Source organism: Microbacterium sp. KKR3/1, assembly GCF_021272365.1.
Taxonomy (GTDB): Bacteria; Actinomycetota; Actinomycetes; order Actinomycetales; family Microbacteriaceae; genus Microbacterium; species Microbacterium aurugineum.
Genome location: NZ_JAJSDW010000001.1, coordinates 1,066,056 through 1,079,415, shown reverse-complemented (window position 1 = coordinate 1,079,415; position 13,360 = coordinate 1,066,056). Strand labels below are relative to the sequence as shown.

The following is a 13,360-nucleotide window of genomic DNA, read 5'->3' as shown; positions in this document are numbered from 1 at the left end:
GAGGGCCCGGATCCTCCGCGGCCCCCCTCCACGCAGAAGCGCCCCCGCGTCCGAGAGGATGCGGGGGCGCTCTTCGACGGTGCGTCAGCCCGTGTAGGTCTCGACGTTCACGATCTCGACGTCGATGCTGCGTCCGTTCGGTGCCTCGTACGACGACTTCTCGCCGACCTTGAGGCCGAGGATCGCCTGGCCCAGCGGGCTGGCCTCGCTGTAGACGTCGAGGTCGCCGCCGGAAGCGATCTCGCGGCTGCCGAGGAGGAAGACCTCTTCGCCGCCGGCCACGAGCGCCGTGACGACGGTGCCGGGCTCGACGATCCCGCGGCTGGCCGGAGCTTCACCGACCTTGGCGGTCTTCAACAGGCCCTCGAGGGTGCGGATGCGGGCTTCTTGCTTTCCCTGCTCGTCTTTGGCGGCGTGGTACCCGCCGTTCTCCTTGAGGTCGCCTTCTTCGCGGGCCGCCTCGATGCGCTTGGCGATCTCATCGCGACCGACGGTCGACAGGTGCTCCAGCTCGGCGACGAGCCGGTCATACGCCTCCTGCGTGAGAAAGGGGACCTGAGCATCGGTGGACATGGCGAAGCTCCTTCTTTCGGGATCCCACCGACATGCTGCGGGGGATATGCCAAGACGCCCCGGCACGGTGCCGGGGCGTCGTCTGTCTGGCACGAGTCTAAGCGACCCAGCAGGTGTTCACCAAACCTGTCGTGGCCTGCGCGACGGTCGGGATGGTGACCGAGACGGCCTGGGAGTGGCTGTCTCCGGCGGCGATCTCGACGATCTTCCAGCCCACCACACCGAACTCCTCGTCGAGTGCTTCGAGGGCGCACACCACGTCCTTGCCCTGCACGCCGGTGACCTGGAAGCTCACATCGACGGAGTACTCATCGACGAGGGTGAAGCCGAGGTCGTCGGCGTCCACCGAGGCGATCGACTGCGATACGGTCATCCAGCTGAAGGCACCGATGACCACGAGCGCGACAGCGCCACCGATGATCCACGGCAGCCGACGCCGTCGCGTTCGGCCATAGCGTTCGTCGAGCTGCTGTGCGGTCGTCACTGGTGGGTCTTCCCGGTCGTTAGGCTGGTGTTACCAGGTTATGCGACCTGCGCACGAAAGGCCGATTCATGCTCGCTCTGACCGAGACCCCGATGCCGACGCCATCCATGACCGTGGCTCCGGAGGCCGTCACGCCGGGCTTCATCGGCTTCGCCGCGATCGTCGTCGTCGTGATCGCGGTGATCCTGCTGATCTGGGACATGAATCGTCGCATCCGCCGGGTCCGTTACCGCGACGAGGTGCGGGAAGAGCTCGACGCCGAGGAAGCCGCGCGAGCCGCGGCCGCAGGGGAGGGCGGCACGTCCGCTCCGGATTCGCCCTCACCCGATGGGACGAGCACCCGCGACGGGGACGACCACCCCCCGACGCGCTGAGAGACCCTGCGTGGCGGATGGGGGAGCCGCACCACGCAGAGGCTACGGCGCGCCCAGCGAGGGCGACAGCGGGGCGAGGGTGATGAGCAGACACGCGGTCCAGTGGCAGAGGAACGCGAGCACCGTGCACACATGGAAGATCTCGTGGAAGCCGAAATGGCCGGGCCACGGATTGGGCCTCTTCAGCGCGTAGACGACGGCGCCGCCCGTGTAGAGGAGGCCGCCGACGATCACCAGCACCATCATCGCGAAGTTCGCGTTCATGAGGTCGACGATGTACATCACCGCTGCCCAGCCGAGCAGCAGGTAGAGGGCGACGTAGAGCCAGCGCGGGGCGTTGATCCAGAACACGCGGAAGAGGATGCCCACCAGAGTTCCGCCCCAGACCACGCAGAGCAGCAGCAGGCCCTTGTCCGGGGGCAGCGCCAGTGTCGCCAGGGGAGTGTAGGTCCCGGCGATCAGCAGCAGGATGTTGGCATGGTCGATCCGCTTCAGGACGACCTTCACCCGGGGGGACCAGTCGAACCGGTGGTAGAGGGCGGAGTTGCCGAACAGCAGCAACGACGTGAGCATGAACACGGCGGACGCCCATTTCGCCGGGGCGCCGTCGGCCACGATGATCAGGACGATGCCCGCGGCGATGGCCACCGGGAAAGTGGCGGCGTGGATCCAGCCGCGCCAGGTCGGCTTGATATCGACCGCAGCATCCACGGCGGCGGCTTCGAGAAGCGGCAGCTGGGGGACATCGGGACCGGACTGCTCGGGTGTGCTCACGTGCTCACTCTAAGCCGCGTGGCATTCCCTGCAGGGCACATATCCTCAGCATCCGCACACGGTGGCCGAGAGGTCGGCACGATAGTGTAGCGGGGTGATATCACGCGAGAATCCGGTGCGGGGACCGCTGTATCGGCTCTACACCAGTCGGCTGCGTCGCGATCTCGATCCTGCATCGGTGCCGCATCATGTCGCGATGATGATCGACGGCAACCGGCGCTGGGCGCGTCAGCTCGGGTACGCCACACCTGCCGAGGGATATCGGGCGGGCGCGGCGAAGATGCACGAGTTCCTCGGCTGGTGTGACGAACTCGGCGTGCGTGTCGTCTCGCTGTATCTGCTCTCCAGCGACAACCTGCGAAAGCGGGACTCCGCCGAGCTCGCCGACCTCATCGAGATCATCGCCGAGCTGGCGGAAGCTCTGTCGCAGGAGGGGAACTGGCGCGTCAAGCACGTCGGACGATCCGACCTCCTGCCGCCGGAGCTCGCGCGCGTGCTCGCAGAAGCGGAGGAGCGGACGAAGGGTCACAGCGGACTCCACGTGAACCTCGCGGTCGGGTACGGCTCACGCAACGAGATCGTCGACGCGGTGCGGAGCATCATCACCAAGCACGAGGCCTCGGGCGGCACGCTGGAAGACCTCGCCGCCCAGCTCACCCCGGAGATGATCGGCGAGCACCTCTACACCGGAGGACAGCCCGATCCCGATCTGGTGATCCGGACGAGCGGCGAGCAGCGGCTCAGCGACTTCCTGCTCTGGCAGAGCGCGCACAGCGAGTTCTACTTCGTGGAAGCGCTGGGGCCCGATCTCCGGCAGGTGGACTTCCTCCGTGCCATCCGCGACTATGCCGACCGCGACCGCAGATACGGCCGGTGACCGTCCGCGCGATGCACGGCGCCGTGCCACAATGACGCAGTGAGCACTTTCCAGGACTACGTCGACACCTTCGACAATGAGTCCGGCTATCTGAACTGGGCCGCCTTCGGCCCGCTGTCGCCCTCCGTGCGCGAAGAGGTCTTCGCCGACGCCGACCTTCTCGGCAGCGGCCGCCCGTCTTCGCTGTCGCTCGTCGCCGAGCGGATCGGCCAGGCACAGGAGCTCGTCGCAGAACTCCTCGGCGGCGAGTCGGATGACGTCACGCTCCAGCCCTCGTCGACCCACGGGCTCATGCACGCCCTGTACGGGCTCAAGGGCGCCGTCATCGCGAGTACGGCGGAGTTCCCCAGTGTCAGTCTGACCGTCGAGCGGGCCGCAGCGGCGTCGGACCGCGCCGTGACGCCGCGATGGATCACCCCCGCAGACGGACGCGTGACCACCGACGCCGTCGCCGAGGCGCTGGACGACGACGTGGTCGCGCTCGCCGTGAGCCACGTCGACTTCCGAACGGGCTATCGGGTGGATCTCGCGGCACTTCGTGAGCTCATCGGCCCCGATCGCCTGCTCATCGTCGATGCCGTCCAGTCCTTCGGCATCATGGACGTCGACTACGGCCCGGCCGATGTCGTGGTGGGCCACGGCTACAAGTGGCTGCGCGCCGGGAGGGGCAGTGCCTTCGCGTGGTTCTCGCCGCGAGCGCGGGAGCGGATCACGCCCGTGCTCTCCGGGATCACCGGGACCACCGCGACCGGATTGTTCGTCGACGAGCTCCCGGCGCCGGCGGCATCGGCGCGGGCGTACACGGTCAGTCAACCGGACACGCTCGCCGCCGGCCGACTCGCGATCGGTGTCCGGGATGTGCGGGATGCCGGCGTCGCCGCGATCGAGGCGCGTCTCGCCGAGCACGTCGACACCGTGATCGAGATCGCCGATCGTCACGGCATCGAGGTGAGCTCGCCGCGGGAGCGGGGAGAGCGGGCGGGTATCGTCGCCCTCGAGCCGGACGAACCGGCGCGTCTCGCCGCTGCTCTCGCGAACGCCGGTCTCGTGGTGACGGCACGCGGCTCCTCGGTGCGTCTCGCGCCGCACGCGGGAACCGATGCGGCCACTTTCGAGCTCCTCGATGAGGCGTTGCACGCATTCGGCAACGAGACGTTCACCAGCACGTAACGAAATCCACTGGCGTGTCGGTGTCGGGTACGCGCGCTCACGGTCGTACGTTCTAGGCATCGGGCAAGGCGCCCGGTCGGGTCGGCCTCAGGTTGACGACTCGTGACCCCCTGGTCGACTCGTTCGAATAGCCGGGATTCCCCGGGTCGGGAGTGGGTCGTGACCACACGTACAGCGCAGCAGGCCACCAGCACCGCGCAGCAGTCCACCCGTAAGACGACGAGACGCGCATCATCCGCGGAGCCTGATCAGGATCTGCGGACGTATGTCCTCGACACCTCGGTCCTGCTGAGTGATCCGCAGGCGTTCTTCCGGTTCGCCGAACACTCGGTCGTCCTTCCGGTCGTCGTGATCACAGAACTCGAGGGCAAACGTCACGACCCGGAGATCGGGTACTTCGCACGCCAGGCGCTGCGACACCTCGACGACCTGCGCATCGAGCACGGGCGACTGGACTTCCCGGTCGAGGTCGGTGAAGGTGGCACGCTTCGCGTGGAGCTCGCGAACACCGACTCCTCGGTCCTCCCGGCAGGCATCCGGCTCAGCGACAACGACACGCGGATCCTGTCCGTCGCCATGCACCTCGCGCAGGACGGGCAGGACGTCACGATCGTCTCCAAGGACCTCCCGATGCGCGTGAAGGCGGCGTCGCTGGGGCTGCGCGCCGAGGAGTACCTCGCCGAGCAGGCCGTGGACTCCGGCTGGACCGGCATCTCGACGCTCGACCTCTCCGGCGACGACATCAGCGACCTGTACGAGAGCGAGGTCGGCATCAGCGAGGAGGCGCGGGGCCTTCCGGTCAACACGGGCCTGATCATCCACTCCGAACGCGGCTCCGCGCTCGGACGCGTCACCGGGGACGGCGAATACCGACTGGTGCGCGGCGACCGCGACATCTTCGGGATGCACGGTCGCTCGGCCGAACAGCGGATCGCGATCGACCTGCTCCTCGACCAGGAAGTCGGCATCGTCTCCCTCGGCGGTCGGGCCGGCACCGGCAAATCGGCACTCGCGCTGTGCGCGGGTCTCGAAGCGGTGCTGGAGAGGCAGCAGCAGAAGAAGATCATCGTGTTCCGGCCGCTGTTCGCCGTGGGCGGGCAGGAGCTCGGCTACCTCCCCGGGGACCAGGGCGAGAAGATGGGACCGTGGGGGCAGGCGGTGTTCGACACGCTCGGCTCGGTCGTCTCCGGCAACGTCATCGAAGAGGTCATCGAACGCGGATTGCTGGAGGTGCTGCCGCTCACCCACATCCGCGGTCGTTCCCTTCACGACGCATTCGTGATCGTCGATGAAGCGCAGTCGCTCGAACGCAACGTCCTCCTCACGGTGCTGAGCCGGATGGGCCAGAACTCGCGAGTCATCCTCACCCACGATGTGGGCCAGCGCGACAACCTCCGCGTCGGCCGGCACGACGGCATCGCCAGCGTGATCGAGACGCTGAAGGGACATGACCTCTTCGGGCATGTGACCCTGACACGCTCCGAGCGTTCGGCGATCGCAGCCCTCGTCACCGAGCTCCTGGAGGGTGGAGAGCTCAGCTGACGACGGGCGACAGCGGATGCCGCGCGGACTGCCCCGCGGCATCCGCTGTCGTGTGTGGCGCGCGGTGCGGTGGGGCGGGGGCGGGTGGGGGAGGGACGGTTGCATGACGGATTTCCGGATGCATGACTGTTCGCCTGAGTGAGGTCATGCGGGTGTGTGATCCTCCGGCATCTGAGCTGTCGAAGAGCTCGTGCTTGCGCGGAGTCCTCTCCTGCACAGTTGCCGACCTCGCGCCGCGTCTCACCGCCCTCGGGATCGTGGACGAGAGGCGTCGTCCGCCGGGGTGAGGATGACTCGATGATCGACGTTGTGTTCATCCTCAAGCACCTCGGGGGAGTCGCGCGCGGAACCACGCTCCAGGGATTCGGGTGTTCGCGTTCACGGCTCTCCGCGGAGTGCAGATCAGGCCGCATAAGCCGCGTGCGACCGGGAGTGTTCGCGTCGGGGGAGGCGTCCGACCAGGCGATCACGGCGGCGGCTCACGGCGGTGCCCTCACATGCGGGAGTGCGCTGCGTGCGAGAGAGGTGTGGACGCTGGAGGAGCCGACCCAGGTGCATGTCTGGATGGGGGTCGGCGGTCGGCGACATCACCCGCCGTCATGCGGTTGCATCGCACATTTCACCCCCGGTCGTATGGATCTCGGCGTCGCTCCGATCGACGTGGCGCTGGTGCACGCCTTCACCTGCTACGGAGCGGAGTTCTTCTTCGCCGCGTACGAGTCGGCGTGGAACAAGAGGATGTTGAGTGCTGCCGCGCGAGCGAGCATCCGCGCCCGGCTCCCACTGACAGCGCGTTGGCTCGTCGATTTCGCGCGCCCCGATGCCGAGAGCGGTCTGGAGTCCCTGGTGCGGCTGCGGCTCCACCTGATGGGCATCGAGGTGCATGTCCAGGTTGCCATCACCGGCGTGGGGCGGGTGGACTTCGTGATCGAGGGCCGGGTCATCCTCGAAGCGGACGGCCGCGAGAACCACGCCGGATCCGCGCACCGTCATCGAGATCTCTTAAGAGACGCGAGGGCCTCCGACCTCGGCTTCGAGACGCTCCGTTTCGATTATGCGATGATCCTGCACTCGTGGGACGTGGTCGCGGCCGCGGTTCTGGCTGCCTTGGCGCGAGCGCGGGCGTGAATTCCGCTCACCTGCATGAGGTGCGAGCAGATGCATGACCAGCAGCGCCGGATGCTCATGCATGTGACGGCGGCTCATGCACCCGTACCGGGAACCAGGGACGGAGGGCCGGATCCCCGGAGCAGAAGCCCGAAACGGTGTCCGCAAACCACGGATGCCGCGAGGAACGTGTCCTCGCGGCATCCGGAAATCGCTCGGATCAGCCCGGGTGGGTCATCGAGAGGAGGTCGAGCTTCTCGTCGAGTTGCTCGAGGGTGAGGTCGCCCCGCTCGACGTAGCCGAGATCGATCACGGCGTCGCGCACCGTGATGCCCTTCGCGACCGAGTGCTTGGCGATCTTCGCCGCAGCCTCGTAGCCGATGAGCTTGTTGAGGGGGGTGACGATCGACGGGCTCATGCCGGCGAAGGCGGCGGCACGCTCGACGTTCGCCTGCAGGCCGTCGATGGTCTTGTCGGCGAGCACACGGGAGGCGTTCGAGAGCAGGCGGATGGACTCGAGCACCGCCGTGCCCATGACCGGGATCGCGACGTTGAGCTCGAAGGACCCGGAGGCCCCGGCCCAGGCCACGGTCGCGTCGTTGCCGATCACTCGGGCGCACACCATGAGGACGGCCTCGGGGACCACGGGGTTGACCTTGCCAGGCATGATCGAGGAGCCGGGCTGCAGGTCGGGGATGTGCAGTTCGCCGAGACCCGTGTTGGGGCCGGAGCCCATCCAGCGGAGATCGTTGTTGATCTTCGTGAGCGAGACGGCGATCGTGCGCAGTGCGCCGGACGCCTCGACCAGACCATCGCGGTTGGCCTGTGCCTCGAAGTGGTCCTTCGCCTCGGTGATCGGCAACTCCGTCTCAGACGCGAGCAGCGCGATGACCTTCTGCGGGAAGCCGAGCGGGGTGTTGATGCCGGTGCCGACAGCCGTGCCGCCCAGGGGAACCTCGGCGACGCGGGGGAGGGCGGACTGCACGCGCTCGATGCCGAGGCGCACCTGGCGGGCGTAGCCGCCGAACTCCTGGCCGAGGGTCACAGGCGTCGCATCCATGAGGTGCGTGCGGCCGGACTTGACGGCGTCCTTCCACAGCTCCGCCTTCGCCTCCAGCGCGACGGCGAGGTGGTCGAGCGCGGGGATGAGCGTGTCGATGAGCGCCTGGGTCACGGCGATGTGCACCGAGGTCGGGAACACGTCGTTCGACGACTGGGAAGCGTTCACGTGGTCGTTGGGGTGCACGGTCGCACCGAGGATGCGGGTCGCGAGAGTCGCCAGCACCTCGTTCATGTTCATGTTCGACGACGTACCGGAACCGGTCTGGTAGGTGTCGACCGGGAACTCACCGTCGTGGGCACCCGAAGCCACCTGGTCGGCAGCCTGGGCGATCGCGTCGGCGATGGCACCGTCGAGCGTGCCCAGCTCCTTGTTGGCAAGGGCGGCGGCCTTCTTGATCCGGGCGAGCGCGGCGATCTGCGTCGACTCCAGACCCTTGCCCGAGATCGGGAAGTTCTCCACGGCCCGCTGCGTCTGCGCCCCGTAGAGCGCGTTGACGGGCACCCGCACCTCACCCATGGTGTCGTGCTCGATCCGGTAGCCCTGCGAGCTCTCGCCGCTGCGCTGGTCGTTGTCGGTCATTCCGAACCCTCCTTGGTCACGGGGCTGTTCCCCTCGGTGTCGATGCCGACCGTGATCACCGGCGTCGCGGTGCCCTCGGCCAGACGGTAGTTCGCGCCGACGAGGCCGAGACGACCTTCGGCGACGGCGTTGCTGATGATCTCGGAGGACTGCAGCAGGTCGTTCACGGTGTTGCGGAGGTGCTCGCGTCCGACGAGCTCCGAGTCGATGTCGGCGACCGTGCCGCCGCCGCTCTCGGCGAGGACCTTCCGCGCGGCGGGCACGATCGGCGCGACGAGCTTCCAGATGTGCGGCGGGAGAGGAGCGGCATCGATCGCCGTCCCGTCGATCGCGGCGCGGACCGCTCCGCACGAATCGTGCGCGAGGACCACGATCAGCGGAACCTCGAGGACGGCGACCGCGTACTCGAGGCTCGCGACGATCGACTCGCCCATGACCTGACCGGCGTTGCGCACGACGAACAGGTCGCCGAGACCGAGGTCGAAGATGATCTCGGCCGCCAGGCGGGAATCCGAGCAGCCGAAGAGCGTCGCCACGGGGTGCTGCGCCGCGGCGAGATCCTTGCGCCGTACCACGTCCTGGTTCGGGTGCCGGGGCTCGTCCGCGACGAATCGACGGTTGCCGTCCAGCATCTGCTGCCAGGCTGCGGAAGGAGTCAAGGGGTGCGTCATGAGGCCTCCGAGAGTGAACGGATCTGTAGGATCAGCGACTCCGCGAGCTCTGCCGTGGAATCGGGCGAGCGCGAGCCGTAGAGCAGGATGTAGTCGTCGCCGGCCTGGGTGCCGATGGCGTAGGTGACGTTGGCGTTCGAATCGGCGTTGCCCGGCTCGTAGACGTCCCAATCGAGGCCGCCGATGCGGACCGTGTCCGTGGGGGCGATGCCGTTCAGGCGCTGCGGAGCCCAGGACGCATCGGCGTCGAAGGCCTGAGCGACCTTGATGAACCCGCGTTCGTCATCGGCGGACGGGGCCAGCGTGACCTCCCAGACGACGGTGGCACCGCCGAGCAGCTTCGCGCTGTTCGCCCGCCAGAAGTCGCCCAGTTCGGGAACGAGCACGGGGCTGTCCATCGTGGATTCCACACCCGCGGCGATGCCGGCGACGTCGATCGGCTCGGGCTCGACCGGCTCACCACGGGGGACGGCGAGGATGATCACGGCGACCACGGCGACCGTCACGAGGAGGGCTGCGATGAGGTTCCGGAACGTCTGACTCGAGCGATACGCCTTGCTGGAGGCGGCTTTGCGCGCTGCGGTCTCGTCCGGCGTCTCCGGGCGACCCAGCTCCGCGATGATGGGCGGCTGCTTGGTCTGCTTGCTCATGACTCCGCGCCCGAGGTCTCGGTGGTGGATGATGCGGCCCTGGCTTCTTCCAGACGGCGCTTCGCGCCCAGGAGCCATTCCTCGCACCGGGCGGCCAGCGCCTCGCCACGCTCCCAGAGCGCGAGCGAGTGCTCGAGGGTCGGTGACCCCTGTTCGAGTTCGGCGACGACCTTGACGAGCTCGTCACGGGCTGCCTCGAACGACAGCGTGTCCACGGGGGTGTCGTTGAGGGCGCTCACTCCTCCATCCTACGTCGTGCGGCGTGGCGCTCCGGCTCAGGGGGACTCCGGGATCTCGCCCTCCGAACGCGCAGCGACGGAGCCGCGATCGACGGTGATCGTGAGGGCGCTGCCTGCCGGGGCATCGGCGGCGTCGCGCAGAATCACGCCGCCGTCGAGGTGGGCGATCGCGTACCCGCGCGCGAGCGTGGCCGCGGGGGAGAGCGCGCGGAGGGAGGCACGCAGCTCCCCGGTCCGCCGACCGGCGGAATCGATCTCCCGGGTCACGGTGTCGCGCCCGCGCGAGAGCAGCAGCCACAGCTCTTGGGAGCGGGCGTCGATGATCGGATCGGGGGAGCGCAGGACAGGGCGCGAGCGGAGCTGCTCCAGTTGCGCGACGTCGTGCGAGAGGCGCTGGGTGAGGCGCGTCGCCGCGCGCGAGCGCAGCTGGGCGATGAGGGCACGTTGCTCACCCACGTCCGGCACGACGCGTTTCGCCGCATCGGTCGGCGTCGATGCGCGCAGGTCGGCGACGTCGTCGAGCAGGGGATGGTCGTTCTCGTGTCCGATCGCGCTGACGACCGGGGTGGAGGCAGCGGCGACGGCGCGGATGAGTCGCTCGTCGCTGAAGCCGAGGAGGGTCTGCGGGTCGCCGCCGCCCCGGGCGATGATGATCACGTCGACGTCCGGGTCGGCGTCGAGCCGTGCGAGCGCGGCGAGGGTGTCCGGCACGCACCGGTCGCCCTGGACCGCGGCATACTCGGTCCGGAACCGGACCTGGGGCCAGCGCAGCTCGGCGTTGCGGTGCACGTCCTTCTCGGCGTCCGACCGCTCACCCGTGATCAGCCCGATGACGTGGGGGAGGAAGGGCAGGCGCTGCTTGCGGGCGGGGTCGAACAGGCCCTCCTGTCGCAGCTGGACACGGAGCTTCTCGAGGCGTTCGAGCTGATCGCCCAAGCCCACGTGCTTCATCGCCGAGACCGTGAAGCTGAAGTCTCCTGCCTTGACGAAGTAGTCGGCTTTCACCGCGGCCACGACGTGATCACCGATGCCGATGTCGGAGGGGATGCGCCCGCGAACGCTCGACCACACACGGATCGAGATCTGGGCGTCGGACCGGGTGTCCTTCAGGCGCGCGAAGACGTTGCCGGCACGCACATTCCAGGAGGTGATCTCCCCTTCGACCCAGACCGTGTTCCAGCGCGCGATGAAGTCGCGGATGGTCGAGTTGAGGCGGGTGACCGAGGTGGGTGCGTCGGCCGTGGAGTCGCGCGGGGCGACGGAGTCGGCGGGCGGAGTCTCGCCCTGTCCCGTCGTCGCTTCGAAGACTGTCATCCGCTCCCGCTCCCGTCTGGAGTCTCCCCGGCCCCGCACAGCTGTGCGGCGGTAGAATTCAGGGGTGACTTCGACTGCCGTTCATCTTCCCATTCCCCGTCTCCCTCGAGTGCGGGCGGCGGCCGGGCGGCTTCAGGATAACCCGGTGGTCGGACGCAAGCGGGTTCTGCTCGCCGCACCGCGCGGCTATTGCGCCGGTGTCGACCGCGCCGTGGTGGCCGTCGAGAAGGCGCTGGAGCGCTACGGAGCGCCTGTGTACGTGCGCAAGCAGATCGTCCACAACATCCACGTGGTGACGGAACTCGAGGAGAAGGGCGCGATCTTCGTCGAAGAGGTCGACGAGGTCCCCGAGGGCGCACACGTCGTGTTCAGCGCCCACGGTGTCTCCCCGGCGGTCGTGAACGCAGCATCTGACCGCGGCCTGCACGCGATCGACGCCACCTGCCCCCTGGTCACCAAGGTGCACCGTGAGGCCGTGCGCTTCGCACGGGACGATTTCGAGATCCTGCTCATCGGCCATGACGGGCACGAAGAGGTCGAGGGCACGGCGGGAGAGGCTCCCGAGCACGTCACGGTCGTGAACTCCCCCGAAGAGGCCGACACGGTTGTCGTGAAGGATCCGAACAAGGTCGTCTGGCTCTCGCAGACGACTCTCTCGGTCGACGAGACCATGGAGACGGTCAACCGTCTGCGCACGCGCTTCCCCGAACTGCACAATCCGCCGTCCGATGACATCTGCTACGCCACGCAGAACCGCCAGGTGGCCATCAAGAAGGTCGCTGCGGGCGCCGACCTGGTGATCGTCGTCGGGTCGTCCAACTCGTCCAACAGCGTGCGCCTGGTCGAGGTGGCCCTCGAATACGGCGCCAAGGCCGCGTACCGGGTGGACTACGCCGAGGAGATCCAGCAGGAGTGGCTCGACGGGGTCGAGACCATCGGGGTGACCAGCGGGGCGTCCGTCCCCGAGGTGCTCGTGCGCGAAGTCCTCGACGCGATCGGCGACGCCGGCTACCGTGACGTCGAAGAGGTGAAGACGGCCGAAGAGGATCTGATGTTCTCCCTCCCCAAGGAGCTGCGTCAGGACGCCGCGGGCAAACGCGACGAGCGGGCGCTCGGCGGTCGCACAGCTGGAGGAGGCGCGTAGCGTTGAGCGCCGCGGAGGCGGAGCCCACCCTCATCGGGTCGGTGCAGCGCGCTCTGCGGTTGATCGACATCGTCGCGAACTCTCCCCGTCCGCTGCCTGCCAAGATGCTCGCGGCGATCACGGGGCTGACGCCGGGCACGACCTACAACCTCGTTCGCACCCTGGTCCATGAGGGCTATCTGAACGCCGAACCGGACGGGCTCGTGCTCGGTGCGCGATTCCCCGCCTTCCAGCAGCAGGTCGATTCGCGGGGCGTCTTCCTCGCACGCGTCCGTGCGGCTCTTCGCGACGTGACGGAGGTCGTGGGAGCCACCGCCTACCTCTCCCGTTTCCACGACGGTGAGATGCACCTCGTCGACATCGTCGATGCGGTCCGCAACCCGCGCGTCGAGCTGTGGGTCGGGTTGCAGTCCAGTGCCCACGCGACGGCGCTGGGCAAGCAGATCCTCGCGGACCTCCCGGATGACGAGAGGCTCGACTACCTGTCGCGACATCGCCTGGAGGAGCTCACACCGCGCACGATCAGCGATCGCCGGACCCTCTTGACGCAGCTGGAGCACTCCCCGGGGTGGACGGTGGATCAGGAGGAGTACGCGATCGGCGCGACGTGTGTGGCCGTGCCGGTGATCGCGCCCGGGGTCACCGCCTCCTTGGCGATCTCCCTGCCCACGGACCGCGCCGTGGTCGACCGCGCGCTCGTCACGACGCTGCAGCGCGAGGCGCGGCGACTGTCCCTGCAGCTCGGCGCCGCTTCTCTCGATGGCGATGCAGGCCCGGAGTTCACTATCTGAACAGAGAC

15 protein-coding genes are annotated in these 13,360 nt (G+C 68.2%); 7 read left to right on the top strand and 8 right to left on the bottom strand.

Going from position 1 to position 13,360, the window contains the following annotated elements:
• Positions 1-84 precede the first annotated feature (84 nt).
• Both greA and LVJ59_RS05210 read right to left on the bottom strand, forming a co-directional pair.
• Positions 85-573, bottom strand: a complete 489-nt coding sequence (greA, locus tag LVJ59_RS05215) for a transcription elongation factor GreA (RefSeq protein WP_047523206.1) — start codon at positions 571-573, stop codon at positions 85-87.
• Positions 574-670: 97 nt separating this feature from the next.
• On the bottom strand, positions 671-1,057 hold the full coding sequence (locus LVJ59_RS05210; RefSeq protein ID WP_047523207.1) for a DUF4307 domain-containing protein: 387 nt from the start codon (positions 1,055-1,057) through the stop codon (positions 671-673).
• A 68-nt stretch (positions 1,058-1,125) separates the two neighbouring features.
• On the opposite strand from LVJ59_RS05210, the gene LVJ59_RS05205 reads away from it, so the two are divergent.
• Positions 1,126-1,431 (top strand): hypothetical protein, encoded by a 306-nt coding sequence (locus LVJ59_RS05205; RefSeq protein WP_232762245.1) that lies wholly within the window; start codon positions 1,126-1,128, stop codon positions 1,429-1,431.
• Positions 1,432-1,473: 42 nt separating this feature from the next.
• Here LVJ59_RS05205 and LVJ59_RS05200 read toward each other — a convergent pair whose 3' ends face one another.
• Complete coding sequence (locus tag LVJ59_RS05200; protein ID WP_052193639.1) at positions 1,474-2,205, bottom strand: hemolysin III family protein; 732 nt, start codon at positions 2,203-2,205, stop codon at positions 1,474-1,476.
• A gap of 97 nt (positions 2,206-2,302) precedes the next feature.
• Here LVJ59_RS05200 and LVJ59_RS05195 point away from each other — a divergent pair, with 97 nt between their 5' ends.
• The 4 genes from LVJ59_RS05195 (at position 2,303) to LVJ59_RS05180 (ending at position 6,922) form a co-directional block, all read left to right on the top strand.
• Positions 2,303-3,082: an isoprenyl transferase gene (locus tag LVJ59_RS05195; RefSeq protein ID WP_134353981.1), complete on the top strand. Its 780-nt coding sequence runs from the start codon at positions 2,303-2,305 to the stop codon at positions 3,080-3,082.
• A 39-nt stretch (positions 3,083-3,121) separates the two neighbouring features.
• The gene (locus tag LVJ59_RS05190) at positions 3,122-4,252 is read left to right on the top strand and encodes an aminotransferase class V-fold PLP-dependent enzyme (RefSeq protein ID WP_232762244.1); all 1,131 of its coding nucleotides are present in this window, start codon (positions 3,122-3,124) and stop codon (positions 4,250-4,252) included.
• Positions 4,253-4,411: 159 nt separating this feature from the next.
• Positions 4,412-5,794 (top strand): PhoH family protein, encoded by a 1,383-nt coding sequence (locus LVJ59_RS05185; protein WP_131493506.1) that lies wholly within the window; start codon positions 4,412-4,414, stop codon positions 5,792-5,794.
• Positions 5,795-6,427: 633 nt separating this feature from the next.
• Positions 6,428-6,922, top strand: coding sequence for an endonuclease domain-containing protein (locus LVJ59_RS05180; RefSeq protein ID WP_232762243.1), 495 nt, complete (start codon positions 6,428-6,430; stop codon positions 6,920-6,922).
• Between the two features lie 199 nt (positions 6,923-7,121).
• On the opposite strand, the gene LVJ59_RS05175 is transcribed toward LVJ59_RS05180, so the two are convergent.
• The 5 genes from LVJ59_RS05175 to xseA are packed head-to-tail and all read right to left on the bottom strand — an operon-like array spanning position 7,122 to position 11,417.
• Positions 7,122-8,543: an aspartate ammonia-lyase gene (locus LVJ59_RS05175; RefSeq protein WP_047523211.1), complete on the bottom strand. Its 1,422-nt coding sequence runs from the start codon at positions 8,541-8,543 to the stop codon at positions 7,122-7,124.
• Positions 8,540-9,214 (bottom strand): carbonic anhydrase, encoded by a 675-nt coding sequence (locus LVJ59_RS05170; RefSeq protein ID WP_047523212.1) that lies wholly within the window; start codon positions 9,212-9,214, stop codon positions 8,540-8,542. Before LVJ59_RS05170 ends, LVJ59_RS05175 begins: the two co-directional genes overlap by 4 nt.
• The gene (locus LVJ59_RS05165) at positions 9,211-9,864 is read right to left on the bottom strand and encodes a DUF4245 family protein (protein WP_232762242.1); all 654 of its coding nucleotides are present in this window, start codon (positions 9,862-9,864) and stop codon (positions 9,211-9,213) included. The genes LVJ59_RS05170 and LVJ59_RS05165 overlap by 4 nt, the downstream gene beginning before the upstream one ends.
• A complete protein-coding gene (locus LVJ59_RS05160; protein WP_047523214.1) occupies positions 9,861-10,103 on the bottom strand; it encodes an exodeoxyribonuclease VII small subunit in 243 nt (80 codons plus the stop codon). The genes LVJ59_RS05165 and LVJ59_RS05160 overlap by 4 nt, the downstream gene beginning before the upstream one ends.
• 36 nt (positions 10,104-10,139) lie before the next feature.
• Positions 10,140-11,417, bottom strand: a complete 1,278-nt coding sequence (gene xseA, locus LVJ59_RS05155; protein WP_232762241.1) for an exodeoxyribonuclease VII large subunit — start codon at positions 11,415-11,417, stop codon at positions 10,140-10,142.
• Positions 11,418-11,508: 91 nt separating this feature from the next.
• On the opposite strand from xseA, the gene LVJ59_RS05150 reads away from it, so the two are divergent.
• Together LVJ59_RS05150 and LVJ59_RS05145 are read left to right on the top strand one after the other, a co-directional pair.
• On the top strand, positions 11,509-12,561 hold the full coding sequence (locus LVJ59_RS05150; protein ID WP_374199068.1) for a 4-hydroxy-3-methylbut-2-enyl diphosphate reductase: 1,053 nt from the start codon (positions 11,509-11,511) through the stop codon (positions 12,559-12,561).
• A 2-nt stretch (positions 12,562-12,563) separates the two neighbouring features.
• Positions 12,564-13,352 (top strand): IclR family transcriptional regulator, encoded by a 789-nt coding sequence (locus tag LVJ59_RS05145; RefSeq protein WP_232762239.1) that lies wholly within the window; start codon positions 12,564-12,566, stop codon positions 13,350-13,352.
• The last annotated feature ends 8 nt before the right edge of the window (positions 13,353-13,360 follow it).

Bases quoted from the DNA above. Each gene is read 5' to 3' on its own strand.
- LVJ59_RS05180 (WP_232762243.1), top strand. From the start codon at position 6,428: ATGGATCTCGGCGTCGCTCCGATCGACGTGGCGCTGGTGCACGCCTTC.
- LVJ59_RS05205 (WP_232762245.1), top strand. From the start codon at position 1,126: ATGCTCGCTCTGACCGAGACCCCGATGCCGACGCCATCCATGACCGTG.
- xseA (WP_232762241.1), bottom strand. From the start codon at position 11,417: ATGACAGTCTTCGAAGCGACGACGGGACAGGGCGAGACTCCGCCCGCC.
- LVJ59_RS05175 (WP_047523211.1), bottom strand. From the start codon at position 8,543: ATGACCGACAACGACCAGCGCAGCGGCGAGAGCTCGCAGGGCTACCGG.
- LVJ59_RS05165 (WP_232762242.1), bottom strand. From the start codon at position 9,864: ATGAGCAAGCAGACCAAGCAGCCGCCCATCATCGCGGAGCTGGGTCGC.
- greA (WP_047523206.1), bottom strand. From the start codon at position 573: ATGTCCACCGATGCTCAGGTCCCCTTTCTCACGCAGGAGGCGTATGAC.
- LVJ59_RS05170 (WP_047523212.1), bottom strand. From the start codon at position 9,214: ATGACGCACCCCTTGACTCCTTCCGCAGCCTGGCAGCAGATGCTGGAC.